An 18,188-nucleotide genomic window follows, 5' to 3' on the forward strand; every position below is an offset into this window, starting at 1 on the left:
CACATAAGATAACATCCGAACAACGCTCCACACTTCAGTACAAGCTCATAACTCAAGCAGCTCGATTTGAAGCGTCAGTCCGAATGCAACCCGTTTCCTCATATCCCTTTGACTCGGTAAGCACTCTCCCAGCGCTTCTCCACAGCGTCACCTTCTCTTCACTCTCCCATTCAGCTCTATCACATCTCAAGCCCTTTTGAACTCACTTAGCCGACTGCTCAACTGCCCTTGCAATGCTCTTTATAAAATAGGAAAATGTTCGTAAATGAAAATCGACCATTTACATCCACTCTGGGGAACGATATACTAGTGAACGTTTTGGAAAATGATCGACTCGAATGATGATCCAACGTACGCAAGATATTGTTACAGGATTCGATCCTTCCTCACTACTTATTTATGGCTAAAGGAGACGTTCACATGACTTCATGGAGAAAACGGACGATGCATTGGACGCCTGCCCGTGTGCTGGTTCTTGGTTTTTTGTCCATTATAACAATCGGGACATGCATCTTGATGCTGCCGATATCATTGGCAGCTGGACACTCCCTTTCCTTCATTGATGCCTTGTTCACCGCTACTTCGGCGGTATGCGTAACCGGTCTGGTTGTTGTTGATATTGGGACAACCTACTCTGCATTTGGACAAGGCGTAATTATTTCACTCGTACAAATCGGCGGCATCGGCTTCATGTCCGTGGCCCTGCTCTTCTATCTCATGCTCGGCAAGCGCATTTCCTTGCGGGAACGACTTATTTTGCAGGAGTCGATCAACGCAAATAGCATGGAAGGCATTGTACGGACCATTCGCCGCGTAATTATATTTGTTTTTATCATCCAGGGAACGGGAACCATTATACTGACATTGCGCTGGGCATTCGACATGCCGCTGCTGCAATCCTTCTATTACGGACTTTTCCATTCGATCTCCCTGTTCAACAACGGGGGATTCGATCTGTTCGGTTCCAGCTTCCAATTGCATGTTGATGATTTCGTAACGAATGTAGTTGCCACCTTCCTCGTGCTATCTGGCGGACTTGGCTTCATCGTACTTGCAGAATTGTATGAATTTCCAAAATCGCGACGTTTGACGCTGCACTCGAAGGTGGTATTGTCCATGACCGGTATTCTGGTCGTCGCAGGAGCTATCTTCATCTTCATCTTCGAGTTCCAAAATGCATACACGCTAGGATCGCTCAATTGGGACGGCAAAATATACGCTTCCTTCTTCCAGTCCATCTCCGCTCGTTCATCGGGAACGACAACGGTAGATGTGTCTCATATGAAGCAGGTCACACAGTTCGGTCTTATTATTCTTATGTTCATCGGCGCCTCTCCAGGCTCTGCAGGCGGCGGAATTAAGACGACGACGTTCGCTATCCTCTTGGCCGCCGTATATGCGATGCTGCGCGGACGCGAGGATGCGGTGCTGTTCCGTCATCGGCTTGCTAAGGATCAGATCATCAAGGCGTTGACGATTATCTTCCTTGCCATCTTCATGGTACTCGGTGTATCCATGCTGCTGGCGATAACGGAAGATCAGCCGTTTATTACCTTGCTCTTCGAGACAGTGTCCGCTGTAGCAACCGTAGGGTTGTCTATGGGGCTTACACCTGAAATGTCGGCATTCGGCAAGTTCGTCATCTGTGCCACCATGTTCATCGGCCGGATTGGTCCAATGACACTCGCCTATGCGCTCGGCAACCGCAAGGAACAGTCTCTGTATCGTTACCCAGAGGGCAAAATCATGATCGGATAGAATAACACAGCAAAAGGCAGCAAGCATCGCTTGCTGCCTTCTTTATTTCTCTGTATATATGACTACTATCGAATTACGCCAGACGTACTTCAGATTGAACCATAAGCACACAAGGTTCTACTAGGCCGTCTGTTCCCCGCCAGAACCCACCACAGTGGATTCCGCCACACCCTTCTTCTTGCCGCTTGGGATGACCAAATTCAGAATCAATGCCGCCAGCGCCCCGACAGTAATACCGGAGGACAATACGTATACCGCGAAATCAGGCAGCCCCGTCAAGGCGCCCTCAGGAAGTACAGTTACAGCCATCGTAAGCAGGATTGGCACGCCGATAATCATCATTGCACGCTCATCCAAGTCAACGAATTGAATGACCTTCAATCCATTCACGACAATGGCTACACAGACAACACCGAATATGCCGTTAATAACCGGCTCTGGAATGCACGTAATCGCTGCAGACAGCTTCGGCATCAGACCCAGCGCTATCAAGATACCGCCGCCTGCCATAATTGCCATCCGGCTTCCTACGCCTGTAACCGCGATCAGTCCTGCATTGGAAGAATAGCCTGTCATTGGCGTTCCACCGAACAATGCCCCAACGAAGCAGCCTAGCCCTTCCCCAGCCGCTGCACGGTTCAAGCGCTCATCCGTGAGCTCCTTGCCTGTAATGGAAGAAATAACGAACCACGTTCCTGTTGTTTCAATCAGAATGATGAAGTAGACGAACATCATCGTCATAATCGCACTGAGATTGAATTCAGGCGCACCGAATGGGAAAAAGCTAGGAATCGAAAATGCGTCAGCCTCTGCTACCCGTGAGAAATCAACCTTGCCAAACATGGATGCAAACAGCGTACCCGCGACAATAGCCACAATGACCGAAATAAGACGCGATACCGTACCCAGCTTCTTCGACTGGCGTCCAAGAAGCATACAAACAATAAGAATCCCCGCCGATACAGCAGCGATGAGAATATTCGTCCACAAGTCTCCTTCTGCACGATAAATATTGTTCATTCCCGTTGGCATCAAGGAAATACCGACAATTAGTATTACGGTTCCCCCTACCAGCGGCGGAATCATACGGCGTACAGCCTTCGCGAACCATTTCATCGGCATGCCGAGCAGCATCATGAGCAATGCCCCCGGTATTAAGCTCCCTGTCATGGCCCCTAATCCAAGCTTGCTTCCAATCGCCCCCATTGCGCCAATAGGCACATAGGACGGCCCCTGCACGACTGGCAGTCGCAAGCCGAAGCCCGTTTGGATTAAGGTCGCAATTCCTGTTCCGATAAAGCACATTTGAATAAAGAATGATGTGTCTGTTGCATTCAGTGACAGCAAGCCTGCAATAATGATCGGTGCGATGTACAAATCCATAGCCAACACGTGCTGGAGTCCTAATAGAAAGGCCTTCCCGGCGCCAATCTTATCATCTACCCCAACGACAAGCGTGTTCGACTTCGCTGATTGTTCCATGTGTGCTCGTTTCCCCCCACGTATGCTGTAACGTTCGTTATGATTTTGATCACACCCTGATTATAGAGGGAACATTTCGTTTTGTATAGACAAATTACGAATGTTTATTATTTATTTTTATTTATTGTTCGTGTTTTATGTTGACTCCCTCCGATATATTTCCTAAAATAATAGTATAAGAAGCAATAATACGAAGATTTCATGTATTACACCCAATAGATTAAGAACATTACATTCGGATTCAGCTATGGATACCCGGATCATTAAAAAGGAGACTGTCTACATCATGATCGTAAATGATGCCGTATTGCGTAATGAATGGATTGTTGCTTGCCGTGCACAGGATGTGCAGGAGAAGCCGCTGCAGGTGCTGATAATGGGAGAACGTGTCGTCATTTTTCGGACAGAAGAAGGCGTGCATGCGTTCAAGGATTTGTGTGTGCATCGCGGGGCTGCACTGTCGCTAGGCTGCGTGAAGGATGGGAAGCTTGTCTGTCCGTATCATGCATGGGAGTTCGAGGGCTCCGGCGCTTGTTCACGCATTCCACAGCTGCCAACGGATCAAGCCATTCCGAAGAAGGCGCATGCGATTACGTACGGTTGTGAGGAGCGTTATGGTCTTATATGGGTCAATCTCGGGAACACGGATACACCATGGTTCCCATTTGAAGAGTTCGGTGCCGAGGGCTGGCGCAATGTAATATGGGGGCCGCAATCCGTAGAAGCCAAGCCGCCGCGCATTGTAGAGAACTTCCTAGATGTGGGTCATCTCGCTGTCGTCCATGAGGGCTACTTAGGCGTAGAAACGCACACAGAGATTGGGGATTACCGGGTTCATCGTGTACCGGAGGGCATCCGTTCCGAGGAAATTGAAGTATTTCAGCCCGATCCAGACGGTTCCGGTCAAGCGAAGAATGTCTATTATACGTACGAGATTGCCCGTCCGCTTACAGTGAAGTTCACGAAGCGGGATAAGGAGACGCGTCATCTCATGTCCATTCTGCTTACGGTGCAGCCGAAGGATGCAACGACCTCTGTGGCTTACGGGGTTCTGTCCTTCAATTATGATCCAGGCCTATCGGACGAAGATATCGTAAAGTTCCAAGACATGATTTTCGCGCAGGACAAGCCAATCGTAGAAAATCAGAAACCAGAGGATCTGCCGCTTGATTTGCAAGTCGAGCTGTCACTGAAATGCGACCGTGTCAGCATCGCCTACCGCCAATATCTGAAAGAGCTTGGTGTTGTGTGGGGAACGGCGTAACGTAACCGGAATGTTGAGATGTCTATCCTATCATTCCTTGTTACGGTTAACTCTTGTTGCAGGGAAATAGAGAAAAGCCTGGGAGTGGGGTTCCCAGGCTTTTAGCGTTACATACAATCGCAGCATTTCTGCTGTGACAAACATTAGCTTAGATTTATGGATATGGATTAGCTCAAGCTCCCAGGTACAGACTTGGACAAGCGTCCTGTCTTGATGGATGTCGGCTTCGCTGCTGGACGAATCACTTTCACTTTCTTACTCACCTCCTTGCGATCAATGGATGTTCAGCATATGGAAGACCCGCTGTCAGAATGACAAGGCCTAGATCGTTATAGTTACTGAATAGCTGACAAGTGCTCCACAGATTGAAGCCAAATCGTACGCAGCACCTGCTTAATCTGCCGCTTCTCATAGGAGCATGGCCGCTCGCCCGACCGCATCCGATATAAGGGGCAGTGGTTGCCCTGACAGGCTGGGCGGAAGAAGCAGGATTGACAGTTCTCATCTGTTTCTTCACCGGAAGTGGTCCAGACGGCCATTTTGTCCATATCGAGCTCTAGTGTCCCATCCTCATGAATACGCCCCAGTTGATTGTTTGCTTGTTCAAGCGCAACCGAGCACTTGTACAGATTGCCATCTGATCCGACAATCATCGAGTTCGGCTTCGCCGCATAGCAGACCGCCCCTGTCGGCAGCAAAATGTCCTTAATGAAGGAGCTTACTTGCAGTCCTGCCTGGATGGCTTCTTCATTCAATGCCCATATCTCCTTATCCTTAGTGCGGACATCACATACCGGGAGCGTCAGATCATTCTCTCCCCCCATGCAGCCGACTGGACGGAAGTAGACGGAGAACCGCTTGTCATCGCCGAACAAGTCATGCAGCATAGGAATGAATGCATGAACCGCATCCAGATTGCTGTTGTCAAAGTTCACGCGAATGTTAATCTCGAATGGGCGCTTCACCTGCTTAAGCGAGAGCAAATTCGCGATGATTCGCTCATAAGTATCTCCGCCCCCAAATAATCCTCTTCGCGCATTGTGCACTTCAGCAGGGCCATCAATCGTAACCATATACCGATCAATATGTAAATCTAGCAGTTGTTCGAATAGCTCCCGTGTTAAGTAATATCCATTCGTGGATATTTCCGCTTGATAAGCGACATCGTATTTGTCGCAAACATCGATGAACGCGCTCGACAGCTGCTCGATTACATGCGGAGCAAGCAGCGGCTCTCCTCCATGCCAGCTGATGGTCAAGAAGTTGAGCGTCTTGGCCCGCTGCTCCATATAGGCAATTAATCCCTCTACGACTTCGTTCCGCATATTGCCCCGTGGGAAGTATTCGTAACAGTAGTTGCAGCGGAAGTTGCACGCTTCTGTTACAAGCAGCACCAAATGCATCGCATCAAGCTGGTGCATCGCCTGATGAAGGAACTGTGCGCGCCGCATCTCGTCCGTGTCAGCCGGAACAAGGAAGCCATGCTCCAATAAATCGCGATAGACGGCATTTTTCGGTTCCACCTCAGCCTGTCCCGGCCGCAGCCAAGACAGCACTCGTGTCTGTTCTTCCGCAGAGAACGAAGCAATTGCTCCAGAATAGCTGTTATATAGTACGAGCCCTCCATCATCAACCTTCGTCTGCGCATTGAACCTTGAAGGACGCCATGTCACCATAGGCTGACTAGAAGAAGCCTTGTCAGCTGCATATTGGCCATTACAATGAGTGGTTGAAGTTGAAGCTCCTTGTGAACAGGTATAGGCGCCCTCATTGTTTCCTGAATTCGGCTCTTGCTTCGCGCAAGCCGCACCCTGATAAGGCTGCTGCATGTTAGATGAGGAAGCTTGCCGAGAAGTATGCTGTGAGTCTTGTTGTGCCATGTCGTAATCCCATCCTTTTTCCTGTTAGCACACGTGCTTCTAGTCCTTCCATGATGACGCACACCACGCAGCAGGACAATGACGCCCGTCACGTTCTCGTGGATAGATATTCAAATCCAGCTATCATCCGTCCGTTTAACACAATGCAAAAAAGCTGCACCCAACCTTACTCCATGAAGGCGGGTACAGCCTCTAATTTACCTTAACCTCAACAATTGTTACTGCTCCACTCTCTCTGCCATCAGCTTCTTATACTGCATCATCATAGCCAAGCGCCATGGCAGCAGCATGCCGAATGCCAGGATGAAGAACATGGACGCACTCTGTGAGATCGACACATACTGCTCCACAACATCGTGCAGAATGAGCCGCAGTACGAGCAATCCAACAATGACGACAATGAACATATTCGATCGCTTCAAATATACTTCCTCGCCTATTCGTTCGAACCGGGATGTGCGAATAAGCGGATAGGCGAAGATCAATGCCCCTGCGAGAAAAGCTCCGATCGCCCATAGCCACGGAATACGCATCGCAGGGACGATGAACATACCGAATCCAGTTGCCATACCGATGGGTGGCATAATTATCTTCTTCATTGAGGTCGGCTTGTTCGCCGCACGCAGACGCAGTATGATTACCCCCGTCCCCGCACACAAGGACACAATCAGTGACATCAACTGTGATGACACGAGTGCATGTGACATGCAACATCACCTCCACTAAGTACAAGCCTATAGTTATCGTTATTACTGCTCACTATTCATTAGACCCGCTGGTCATTTCCTGTAAGATCTATTATATCGAATTTTACATTCACATACCAATAGCCAGCGAGGGATCTTAACATTGCATGCTATATCTTATCCGGAGCCGGTCTGGTGCGCCGGGTTGCAATCGCCTCCAGGGGATTATCCGGCCAATAATGTTTGGGATAGCGCCCCTTCAAATCCTTCTTCACGTCAAAATAAGTCGTCGCCCAGAAGCTGGCCAAATCCTGCGTTACCTGTACAGGCCTCTGTGCTGGCGAGAGCAAATGCATCGTCAGTGCTACTCGTCCGCCCGCAATGCGCGGCGTATCATGCAGGCCGAATACTTCCTGCAGCCGTACAGCCAGCAGCGGACGATCAGGATCCTGATAATCGACCGCAATGCGCGAACCGCTGGGCACTGCAATATGTGTCGGCGCCTCCTTATCAAGCTGCTGGCGCTGTTCCCACGTCAGCATCGACTCGAAGACCGTCGTAAGGCTTAGCTTGCCAAGATCATCACGGCTGCGCATACCATATATATGCGGGCCAAGCCACTCCTCCAAGGTGGCTAAGAGGGCTTCTTCACTGGCATCCGGCCATTCCTCAGGCAGGTGCCGGTGCATGAATTGGAGCCTCGCCTGCCACTGGCGCGCCGGCTTCGTCCATGGCAGGAGGGCAAGCCCCTCTTGGACGATGCCTTCCAGCAAGGCATGCTGCACCGCATCTGCATCAGGTGCGCTGTGCGGCATATCCTTAAGCGTGAGCGCCCCTAGACGAACGCGTTCCCGAGCTCGAACCGACTGGGTCGTCCGATCCCAAGCAATCAGGTCTTCCCGTGTAAACTCGCTCGCGAAGTAACGCTCCAGCACCGCCCTGCCAAGTGACACTGCAAGCACAATCCGACCATCGGTGCCAGCATCGTCAAGCTGTACCGCCACAATATAAGGCGACTGTGCCAGCAGGGTTCCGCTTGCAGCAGCTTGCGTAAAGGCCGCGCCGCGTCCATTGCGCAGCAAGTAGCGCCCATCTGAACGACGCTCGGCAATCCGATCCGGATAAGCGAAGGCAGCAAGCAAGCTCCATGCATCCTCGTCGGCCAAATCCGCATTGCGCTGTACTTGTTGCTTATCATCCTGTCCCATACGGAAGGCCAGTCTGTACTGCTTCGCCTGCTCATGAATCCGTCGCAGCACACTCTCATCGACATCCCCTTGACAAGAATGACGTGATGGTGAATGTGTTCCTAGCGTCAACAGTTCCATGCGCAGTCCTAAATCGGGGTTCAACGCTGCAGGTGTCTGTCCCGCTTGCCCGAATCCCCCCCTTGAGTTAGCACTGCTACCACTATGGCGAATGACATCCCGCTCCTCCAGCAGCGCAGCAAGCGTACATGCTGCTTCTCCCAGTCCAAGCTCCATCCCCTTCACGATCATATGTGCGAAGCGAGGATGAAGCCCCAACTTGGCCAGCGTACGACCATGCGAAGTCAGTGTGCCAGACTCGGACAGCGCTCCGAGCTGAACGAGCAGTTCTTCCGCTTGTTGAAGTGCTGCAGGAGGCGGTGGAGTCAGCCACTTCAGATCAGATGCCTCCGTCCCCCATGCAGCCAGCTCCAATGCTAACGAGGCGAGATCAGCCGCAAGTATCTCCGGCACATGATGTGCAGGGAGCTGTCTCTCTTCTTTTCTCGTCCACAATCGGTAACAGACCCCAGGTCCAAGACGCCCCGCGCGACCACGGCGCTGATCGGCTGAAGCACGTGACACCGGAACCGTCTCCAGCCGCGTAAGGCCTGTACGTGGAGAGAAGCGCGGCACACGCATCTGACCGCTGTCGATCACGATCCTTACTCCTTCCACGGTTAAGCTCGTCTCTGCTATGGCAGTAGCCAGCACGATCTTGCGCATCCCATTCGTTGAGGGGCTAATCGCAGCATCCTGTGCAGCCGCCGACAGCTGTCCATATAACGGGGCAATATATGCACGTTCAATCCACCCGTTCTTCGTCAACTCCTGCTCCAGAGCAGTCTGCACGCGCCGAATCTCCCCCGCTCCAGGAAGGAATACCATGATGTCTCCTTCATGACGATGAAGCGCCAGCATAATCGTCCTTACGATACGCGGCTCAAGTAGAGTATCTTCACGCCGTTCAGCATATATCGTCTCGACCGGATAACTGCGACCCTTGCTGACCACTATTGGCGCTCCTCCCAGCATGGCCGCGACTGGTTCTGCCTCAAGCGTCGCCGACATCACGAGGATACGGAGATCCTCGCGCAAGACAGATTGTGATTCGGCGGTGAGGGCCAAGCCGACATCTGCATGCAAATGCCGCTCATGGAACTCATCGAATATAACGAGTCCTACCCCTTCCAAGGAAGGATCCTCTTGGAGCATGCGAGTCAGAATTCCCTCCGTAATGACCTCAATGCGCGTCTTTTCACTTATGCACGTATCCAAACGCACACGATATCCTACTGTCTCACCGGCCTGCTCACCCAGTGCACGAGCCATGTAGCGTGCAGCAGAACGCGCTGCAATACGCCGCGGCTCCAGCATGAGAATCCGCAGTCCTTGGAGCCATGACTCATCCAGCAGCGACAGCGGTACACGGGTCGTCTTCCCCGCACCTGGCTCAGCTACCAATACCGCCCCTGTATGGCTGCTCAGCGCCGATTTCAATTCTGGCAATACATCATCTATCGGTAAATGATTCCCACTCATTTCCATCCTCCATACGATAAAAAAGCTGTCTCATCCATCATAGACGAGACAGCTTCCCTACATCAAGATTATCGAAATTACACTTCATTGATTCCGATCATCAATTATTATATACGCTCTTGCCGTTAGCCTTCATCGTCTGCACTGGTTCTACTCCGCTCATGCTTATGGAGAAGGTCTGCTTATGGCGGCGCTTCAGCAAGCTCAAGCCGAACACGGCTGATACAATGATCACGCTGATGACAATGAGCGAGGACGACACTGGCAGCGCATCCGTCAACACTCCTCCAGCGATTGGTCCAAGCATCATCCCCGCCGCATGAATCATATTGAATAGGGCGTATGCCACCCCATAATCACCGCCCGATGAATCGCCATCCACGATGGCACCTAGTGTTGGCAATGTCGGCGACAGCGTAAACCCTACTGCTGCCCCTACCAAGCAGCCTGCCATCATCAATAGAGTCACATTGCCTGCAAATGCGATTAATGGCAACGTAAGCGCCAAACCAACAAGCCCAATTAGCATGAGTCGGAAAGGATTATGCTTGGCTGTAAGTGTTCCCGCTATTGGAGCGATCATTCCATAGCTCAGTGTCATGACACCGAACAGCATGCCAAGCGCAAGCGGAGACATCTGGAATTGCTCAGTAACATAGACCGGAAGGAGCGGCTCCAGCATTGTCAATGTCGTCTCAGCAAGCAGGATAATCGAAGCAACGAACAGAATCGTCCGCTGCCGCAGCAGGGAGAACGTGCCTCCTCCTTCGGCCTGACGCTCCTCTCTGACAGGTTCGCGCAGTGCAAACACGACAATGATCGAAATAACTGCCGTCAATGCTGCTGCGAACCAGAATGGCGTATGGTGATCGCCAATCTCAAACAACCAGCCTCCAATTGGAGCACCGAGCAGGGAGCCCGATGATATCCCTGTCATGGCGAAGCCCATTGCCGCTCCACGTACCGGCCCAGAGAACAGATCAGCCAGCAGCGCCATTGCTGCTGTCCATGACGCAGCCGCAGCTAAGCCTTGCAGGAAGCGAGCCGTAATGAGCATTGCCGTCGTTTGCGAGAATACGAACAGCATGGTAGATATCATCATGAACACAAGACCCGTTAAGATCGTCTTGCGTCTGCCAAATTTATCTGCAACCCGCCCGAAAAAAGGCGTGGTAATGAACAGAGCTGCTGCATAACTGCCGAACAGAATACCAAGTGTGGTCGAAGACATCGCATACTCGGTTGTAAAATACGGCACGACTGGAATGAACAAACTGTACAATAACATGTCAATAAATAAAATACCGATAACGAGCACGAGGCCAATCCACTGTGCGCGACTAATCTGCCTCATGAAAGACATAATCCCACTCCTAAAACTAATTTGTTTTTATAAGTTTTCTTAGGCAAAAGACTGAGGCTAATGGTTCAGTCGATATAACCTGATGATTCCAACATGAACGACCTCATGTCCCCAGTGTGAAGCATGAGCCTTGAATTAGCGATAAGATAAATCCCCTTGCATGGATTATCTCTGTTCCTCAGATTGATCTCTAGCAACAAGCCCATACAGCATAATATCTGCAATCGACTTTAATGCATCCGGCAGCGAAATGTTCTGCTTAGCAAAAAATCGCTGATCCAAGGTTGAATTGAACGCATCCGTAATTACCTTCACGATAAAGGCCGCATTATGCCTTAATATGATGCCTTCCTCCATCCCCTGCTCCAGCAAGATTCGCAGCATCTCCCAATCATCCCGGAGAGCCTTATCAATCTTTGACCACTGCTCAGGGTATACGCGCTTCATTTGCTCCAAGATTCGGTTGTCATACAGCTCAAAGTGATTCGGAAGCACGGTCATTACCGCTTTCAATTTATCCAGAAGCGACAAGGTGTCATTCTTCATGATTTCTTCAGTCTTCGCATCACTTTCGTGCATCGTCTGTTCTATGATCGTATCTAGCAGTTCCGCTTTTGAAGAGAAATGCTCATACAAAGTGCGCTTGCTCATCCCAAGACGACGCGCCAAATCATCCATCGTGAATTTGATCCCTTTGTCTTGCAATTCCTCTATAAATGCCTTCATAATCCGTTCGCGCATGAAATTCCCTCCATTCACGCCGACATAAAACTATAAAAACAAAAGTAGTTTTCTTAGTTGATGTCATCATTATACCTTACCTTTTTGACAACAAGCAAGGCCTCGCACCCCTCTTTTTTACACAGAAAAGCAAAGAAAACACACTCCGCACGATAAGAAGTGTGTCTGCTCAAGCCCAATTTGATAGGTAACACAAAAAGAGCCTGCCCGTCTTATGACGGAACAGGCCTTAAGGTAGGAGCAGGAGCCTTCCCATGAACTGAAATCACCTTGCTGTGGACCAATGCATATGTTGGAGTACATCTTACCAGCTACATGACTTATCGAATCGGCTTAATTGCAGATACCGCTTCAACTTTCCGTGCTGTCATCTGGATGCCCTGCGGAGATTGCGGCTTCGCATCACTCTGAATGACCTTGATTGGGCTGCTGACCTTATTCATCTGGTTGCAGAAGCACATCATCTGTCACCTCCATTCCCTATATCCGTTTCTAGCATATGCAGTCTCTCACTAGATGGATTGGACATGTCGACATCTGCCAAGCGGAAAGGAGAATGTATGATGATCACCTGGATTGAGCTGTTCATATTAGCGCTGGCTTCCTTTCGCCTGACCCATCTGCTCGTCTATGACGACATTATGGAATGGCTGCGCAAGCCTTTTTTGTCTGTTACGTATGTAACCGATGAGAATGGCAATGTGTCGCGAATTACGGAACCAAGAGGCAAGGGGCTTCGCTATTGGCTGGGCTCACTAATAAGCTGCCATTGGTGTACAGGCATTTGGTGTGCCACCTTGCTGACAGCACTGCAGTTCTACGCCCCCGTCACCTATCCATTTATCGTATTATTAGCTGTCGCTGGCATTGCCGCGCTAATCGAGACCTACTTGCTGCGAAAGATGTAATGTTGCACGCTTGCTAGGCAAGCACACAAAAAAGGAGCCCAAGCTTAGCTTGAGCTCCTGTCCTATTCATAAAACGATCATTATCGTTTGTTCTTGCCCAGTCTTGCGATCATCGGCAAGATCAAGCCTAAACCAAGCAATATGAATGGCGTAATGACGTTCAACAATAGCTGGAAGTACCATTCTGACGTAAATGCTTCAACTTTAGGGAACATCCCCATAATACAAGCGAATGCCGTAAAGACGAAACACCACAAGCCGATCATGAAGCCAATCTTGCGATTTTTCACAAATTTATAATCGGATTGGAACTTGTCCCCTAGCTTCATGAGCGCCATGAAGGCTGCAAATACCCATAGGTAACGAAGCGGCATTACGATCGAGTTCAGATCAAGCAGCCAGTTGAAGAGCGAGTTCATGTTACCAATTCCGATCGCAGGAATAACAATCAGAATCCCTACAAGTACAGCTGTCATAATGTATCCATTGACTGGCGTGTTGCGCTCGTTCGTCTTCATCAGTTTCTGAGGCACGAACTTCTTGTCCGCATCAAGCAGCAATACTTTCAGCGGTGCATCGATAGAGAAGGCCAACGCCGAAATTTGCGCAAGTGTGTTCGCAATCGCATACAGCACGAGGAATGTATTGCCGATTCCATAATATTCACCAAGCATCTTGAACGCATAATACTGTCCGTTCATCTTCAAATCTGCTGGAATGTTGTTCGAATCGAACATCATGCCCATCGCGAACGAACCGAGCAAGGCACATACAGCAACCATCCCCGCCAGAATCAGCATCCCACGAGGGAATTCCTTCGAAGGATTGTTCGTATTGTTGACGTATGGTGAGATTTTCTCCGCTCCACCTACGGCAAATACGAGCATGGACAATGTTGTGAAGTATGCGAAGTTGAAGTCCGGAATAAACGAGCTGACCGACATATCTGCCGTCGCAATCGTCGCGCCCGTCAGTGCAGGTGCTGTCACCGCAAGCACAATGTACAGAAGCGACATAATGAAGATGGACATCCCTGCAATCGTACCGATTTTCTTCAAGGAATTGAGCCCGCGGGAAGCTACCCACAGAAATACGAGAAATACGGCTAAGCAGATAAGCTGCAGCGTCAATGTGGAGAACTGATTAATAAAGTTCCCACTGCCTGTTACTGTCCAGCCGAGTGCGATCAGGATCCCTTGCGGCTTCTGAGCCAGATATGGGATGTGAACAACCCAGTACGTCCAAGCAGCCAAATAAGCGACTGTAGGTCCCATCGTTTCTTTTACCCAGGAACTAACGCCGCCTTGATCATTTTTAAATGTTGAACCCATTTGTCCAACCATGAGTGCGTAAGGCACGAAATACAGCGCGATAATAAGTATCCAAGATGTTACAACCGTTAACCCTTGGTTTGCATAGTTATTAACAACGTTGCCAAACCCCCACACGGAGACGAAAGCTATCAAGGCAATGTTATACCATCGAAGCTTTTTGTTATCGTCGTTGCGGTTCATGTTGCAAAAGCTCCTCTCACTACTTGTGGAAATGTATTACAATTATGTGTGAAGACACTTTATTAGTATACAATTATCAAGATATGGATTCATAAAGAAACTTCTTCATTTGTTGGATCATATTGGGGCATCCACATTACCTATAAATTGCCCAGTTCGTGTACACTTTATGCCACTACGACCACTCCTAGCCTATCAGACGACTTACAACAAATAGGGGTTTGATCCGAATTCAAAAATATAAAAAAGCCCCGGAGCTGAGTTCCGAGGCTTTTCCTTACGATATTGGATTCCTGCCAACAACCTTAGTGGGCCGGGAAGAAAGCCATTTGAATAGCGAAGATTACGCCAAATACATATAGAATCGGATGTACTTCTTTCCCTTTGCCGCTAAATAGCTTCATAAGCGGATACGTAATGAAGCCGATCGCAATCCCTGTAGCAATGCTGGATGTAAGCGGCATACTGATCAGGATTGCAAATGCCGGGAAAGCTTCATCGAAATGCTTCCATTCAATACGCGCCAATCCATCCATCATGAAGCAGCCAACAATAATAAGCACTGGAGCTGTAATCGCTGGCAAGGATGAAATCCCTGCGAGAACCGGCGAGAAGAATAGGGACAGGAAGAACAACCCCGCTACAACAACGGAGGTCAATCCTGTACGTCCACCAGCAGCAACACCTGCCGAAGATTCAATGTACGCACTGGATGGTGTCGTTCCCATCAAAGAACCTGCTGTTGTCGCAAGCGCATCCGCCATCAATGCCTGTTTCGCACGCGGAAATTGATTGTTCTTCATTAGACCTGCCTGCTCCGCTACCCCAATCATCGTACCCGTTGTATCGAAGATCGTAACGAGCAAGAAGGCAAATACAACTGTGTATAGGCCATGAGAGAATACACCCGCTATATCCACATCGAACAGCACTGGTGCTGTTGGAAGCGCAATAAAGCCGTCAAACTTCATCAAGCCCATGAAGTAACCGATAATCGCCGTAGCTGCCATACCGATGAACAAGGCACCCTGTATCTTACGGGCCATCAGGATAAGCGTGATGAACAATCCCGCCAAGGTTAGCACCGTTACCGGTTTATGCAAATCCCCGAAAGCAACCATGGTTGCCTCATTCGGCACGACAATACCGGAGGATTTCAAGCCGATAAAAGCGATAAAGAGGCCAATGCCTGCCGTAATCCCAAACTTCAACGAACTGGGAATTGACTCAATAAGCGTTTCACGCAGCTTCGTAAACGTCAGCAACAAGAAGATAATACCTGCCAGGAACACTGCTCCAAATACAGCCTGATAGCTCACACCCTGTGAAGCTACTACAGAAGCAAAGTATGCATTCATCCCCATTCCTGGTGCTACAGCAATTGGGTGATTCGCGAACAAAGCCATATATAACGTACCGATAATTGCCGAGATTACCGTTGCGGTAAACACTTGCTGGAATGGAACTCCAGCACTCGACAATATCGCTGGATTCACGACAACGATATATACCATCGTTAAGAACGTTGTAATGCCCGCCGTCACTTCTGTGCGCGCGTTCGTTCCGTTTTCTTTCAATTTAAACCATTTTTCCATTGGATCAAGCTGCTCCTTTCATAAGCAACAAAACTAACACTTAGGCATCTTATTAGAAAGGCGATTCTTTGTCAATAAATTTGTACATTTATTCGTTTTTAGGTCACATATATTCCAATATAACACAGAAAATTAGCCAGATAACCCAGCTAAATACGAACATTATGCTTATCAACCAATTTCATCACAAGCCGAGTAAGCCCATCTTTACCAATTGTGACTAAATGAAACAACGATCTATATAAGTGTTCCCTTCCTTGCGAGAGAGATTCTTCAATGCTTGCCTGCTCCCCTTATGGATAGTATGTCTACAATTGGAGTCCTCACATTCTTCAAACACCGTTTTTCCGGGGCATTCCGACAATGTCCGCTTAGAGTCATCAGTACTATTCATCCACCGAACCGCTCCATTCACCCCAGAAGCTGCTCTATTCAAGCAGAATATACGGCAATTGCCTTCCATTTAGGATATGCTTGGATCATCAACGACACGAGAGGAGCCCGGGAGTTTATGAACAAGACTATAACGAAGATGGGTCTGCAATTCTTGCTTGCTTGCGGAGTATCAATACTTGTCGTATACGTCATCAAACATATGGCTTAAATCAATCTATTCCTGCTACAATCATATTCACCGGTATTTCCCGGAAAATAATATCAGTTTACATACTCATCACTATAAATCGTAAGGAGACATCATTTTATGAAATCATTTTCGACGACTTGGAAACGAAAAAGCATTCCTGTATTGTTTGCATCCGTCATTGCGTTAGGCTCAATGCTTAGTTGGCAGTCAACTGTACATGGTCAAGCCGCAACAGCAGCAACTAGCATGCAAAGCACAACAATTGCCGGAACATCTTCAACAAAATTTACAGAGGATTGGCACAAATGGATTAAAAATAATGCTTATACATTAGATACCATTACCCCAGAGAGCACGAAAGACGGGGCCGTCACAGGCGAGCGTTTCAAAGACTTGGACATGCTGAAACCGCTTTTGTCGGATAAACGCATCGTATACTTGGGCGAAAGTTCTCATGGTGTAGGCGAATTCAATTCCGCCAAGACACGATTAATTCAATTTCTCCATCAGGAGCTTGGGTTCAATGTCGTCGCCTTCGAATCACCGCTCGGCAATGCAGCAACCGCGTTCGGCAATGTAAAGACAAGCGAGGCGGAGCAATTGATGAAGAAATCCGTATTTCCACAATGGTGGGCTAAAGAAACGACTCCATTGTTCCAATACATCCAAGATTCACAGTCAACGGAAACGCCGATTAAGCTTGCTGGATTTGACATGCAATCCTTGGGACCATTTCTCAACGGAGAGATCCTGAAGGATGAAAAGCTGGCAACGCAATTTGCTGAAACCGAGAAGAAGCTGTTCCGCTGGACCAATTCCGAAGACCTTGCTGCTTACTCCGCAGTGAAGCCGGAATTGCAAAAGCTGTACAAAGACGTTAAGACAAAGGTTGCAGCCAACGAAGCTCAGTTGAAGGCCCTGTACCCGGACAATCCGCATATCGTTGCAATGGTGAACCGAACCCTGGATGACCGCCTTCGCGTCGTAGATGAGTACATCGAGCTGTCGATCAAGTCGAATATTGCTGCGCAGACTGGCGACTATGCAGTAGCGACGAAGATGATGGAATGGCGGGATAAGGCGATGGCCGACAATCTGCTCTGGCTGGCAACTGAAATCTATCCAATGGAAAAGATTATCGTCTGGGGACACAATGCCCATATCAGCAAAGCTGAATCTAAAATGGAGCAATCATTCATGCCTGTCGCAGGGCGATTCATGGGTGAACTTATGCAGGAATCGATGTTCGGTCCTTATAGCTACACAATCGGTCTATATGCAGGAAGCGGAACAACACATGACAATATGGGAGACCCTCTTGAGGTTCAGCCGCTACCGCCTAGCTCCATCGAATCCATTATGAAGGCAGCCAATCAGCCCTATTCCTTTGTCGATATGCGATATGCAATGAAGGGCTCTGGAACATCATGGATGGACGAGCCGCGTACCGCACTGTACTTCGGATTGCTGCCAGAGGTATTCGTACCTCGCGAGCAATACGACGGGATTCTCTACATCGACAAGGTACAGCCGCCAACACCGATTAAGTAACAACTGCTTGCACCGATAGATGTTTCAAAAGATTGAATGAAACCGCAGCCGGCAAGCGAACGATGGCAACA

The 18,188-nt window shown here is 49.1% G+C and carries 13 protein-coding genes; 4 read left to right on the forward strand and 9 right to left on the reverse strand.

Going from position 1 to position 18,188, the window contains the following annotated elements; all coding sequences use genetic code 11:
• Nucleotides 1-420 precede the first annotated feature (420 nt).
• The gene (locus M3661_RS01120; RefSeq protein ID WP_065291481.1) at nucleotides 421-1,758 is read left to right on the forward strand and encodes a TrkH family potassium uptake protein; all 1,338 of its coding nucleotides are present in this window, start codon (nucleotides 421-423) and stop codon (nucleotides 1,756-1,758) included.
• A gap of 120 nt (nucleotides 1,759-1,878) precedes the next feature.
• Here M3661_RS01120 and M3661_RS01125 read toward each other — a convergent pair whose 3' ends face one another.
• On the reverse strand, nucleotides 1,879-3,240 hold the full coding sequence (locus M3661_RS01125) for a nucleobase:cation symporter-2 family protein (protein WP_251481464.1): 1,362 nt from the start codon (nucleotides 3,238-3,240) through the stop codon (nucleotides 1,879-1,881).
• Nucleotides 3,241-3,526: 286 nt separating this feature from the next.
• Between M3661_RS01125 and M3661_RS01130 the strand changes: the two genes are divergently transcribed.
• Complete coding sequence (locus M3661_RS01130; protein ID WP_251481466.1) at nucleotides 3,527-4,504, forward strand: aromatic ring-hydroxylating oxygenase subunit alpha; 978 nt, start codon at nucleotides 3,527-3,529, stop codon at nucleotides 4,502-4,504.
• A 335-nt stretch (nucleotides 4,505-4,839) separates the two neighbouring features.
• On the opposite strand, the gene M3661_RS01135 is transcribed toward M3661_RS01130, so the two are convergent.
• The 6 genes from M3661_RS01135 to M3661_RS01160 form a co-directional block, all read right to left on the reverse strand.
• Nucleotides 4,840-6,180, reverse strand: a complete 1,341-nt coding sequence (locus M3661_RS01135) for a radical SAM/SPASM domain-containing protein (RefSeq protein ID WP_251482102.1) — start codon at nucleotides 6,178-6,180, stop codon at nucleotides 4,840-4,842.
• Nucleotides 6,181-6,602: 422 nt separating this feature from the next.
• Nucleotides 6,603-7,091 carry a CcdC family protein gene (locus M3661_RS01140; protein WP_251481470.1) on the reverse strand — a complete coding sequence of 163 codons (489 nt, stop codon included), beginning with the start codon at nucleotides 7,089-7,091 and terminating at the stop codon, nucleotides 6,603-6,605.
• Between the two features lie 149 nt (nucleotides 7,092-7,240).
• Nucleotides 7,241-9,859, reverse strand: a complete 2,619-nt coding sequence (gene hrpB, locus M3661_RS01145; RefSeq protein WP_251481473.1) for an ATP-dependent helicase HrpB — start codon at nucleotides 9,857-9,859, stop codon at nucleotides 7,241-7,243.
• Between the two features lie 100 nt (nucleotides 9,860-9,959).
• Complete coding sequence (locus tag M3661_RS01150; protein ID WP_251481477.1) at nucleotides 9,960-11,222, reverse strand: MFS transporter; 1,263 nt, start codon at nucleotides 11,220-11,222, stop codon at nucleotides 9,960-9,962.
• A gap of 165 nt (nucleotides 11,223-11,387) precedes the next feature.
• Nucleotides 11,388-11,963, reverse strand: coding sequence for a TetR/AcrR family transcriptional regulator (locus M3661_RS01155; RefSeq protein ID WP_021257287.1), 576 nt, complete (start codon nucleotides 11,961-11,963; stop codon nucleotides 11,388-11,390).
• Between the two features lie 320 nt (nucleotides 11,964-12,283).
• Nucleotides 12,284-12,427, reverse strand: a complete 144-nt coding sequence (locus M3661_RS01160) for a hypothetical protein (protein ID WP_155987347.1) — start codon at nucleotides 12,425-12,427, stop codon at nucleotides 12,284-12,286.
• Nucleotides 12,428-12,526: 99 nt separating this feature from the next.
• Between M3661_RS01160 and M3661_RS01165 the strand changes: the two genes are divergently transcribed.
• Nucleotides 12,527-12,871 carry a DUF1360 domain-containing protein gene (locus M3661_RS01165; protein WP_021257289.1) on the forward strand — a complete coding sequence of 115 codons (345 nt, stop codon included), beginning with the start codon at nucleotides 12,527-12,529 and terminating at the stop codon, nucleotides 12,869-12,871.
• Nucleotides 12,872-12,951: 80 nt separating this feature from the next.
• Here the strand turns inward: M3661_RS01165 and M3661_RS01170 are convergent, their stop codons facing one another.
• Nucleotides 12,952-14,385 carry an amino acid permease gene (locus tag M3661_RS01170; protein ID WP_251481481.1) on the reverse strand — a complete coding sequence of 478 codons (1,434 nt, stop codon included), beginning with the start codon at nucleotides 14,383-14,385 and terminating at the stop codon, nucleotides 12,952-12,954.
• Between the two features lie 305 nt (nucleotides 14,386-14,690).
• Complete coding sequence (locus M3661_RS01175; protein ID WP_142544902.1) at nucleotides 14,691-15,980, reverse strand: NCS2 family permease; 1,290 nt, start codon at nucleotides 15,978-15,980, stop codon at nucleotides 14,691-14,693.
• 703 nt (nucleotides 15,981-16,683) lie between these two features.
• Between M3661_RS01175 and M3661_RS01180 the strand changes: the two genes are divergently transcribed.
• Nucleotides 16,684-18,117 carry an erythromycin esterase family protein gene (locus M3661_RS01180; RefSeq protein ID WP_251481486.1) on the forward strand — a complete coding sequence of 478 codons (1,434 nt, stop codon included), beginning with the start codon at nucleotides 16,684-16,686 and terminating at the stop codon, nucleotides 18,115-18,117.
• The last annotated feature ends 71 nt before the right edge of the window (nucleotides 18,118-18,188 follow it).

This window comes from Paenibacillus sp. MER 180 (genome assembly GCF_023713665.1).
Lineage (GTDB): Bacteria > Bacillota > Bacilli > Paenibacillales > Paenibacillaceae > Paenibacillus_B > Paenibacillus_B suaedae.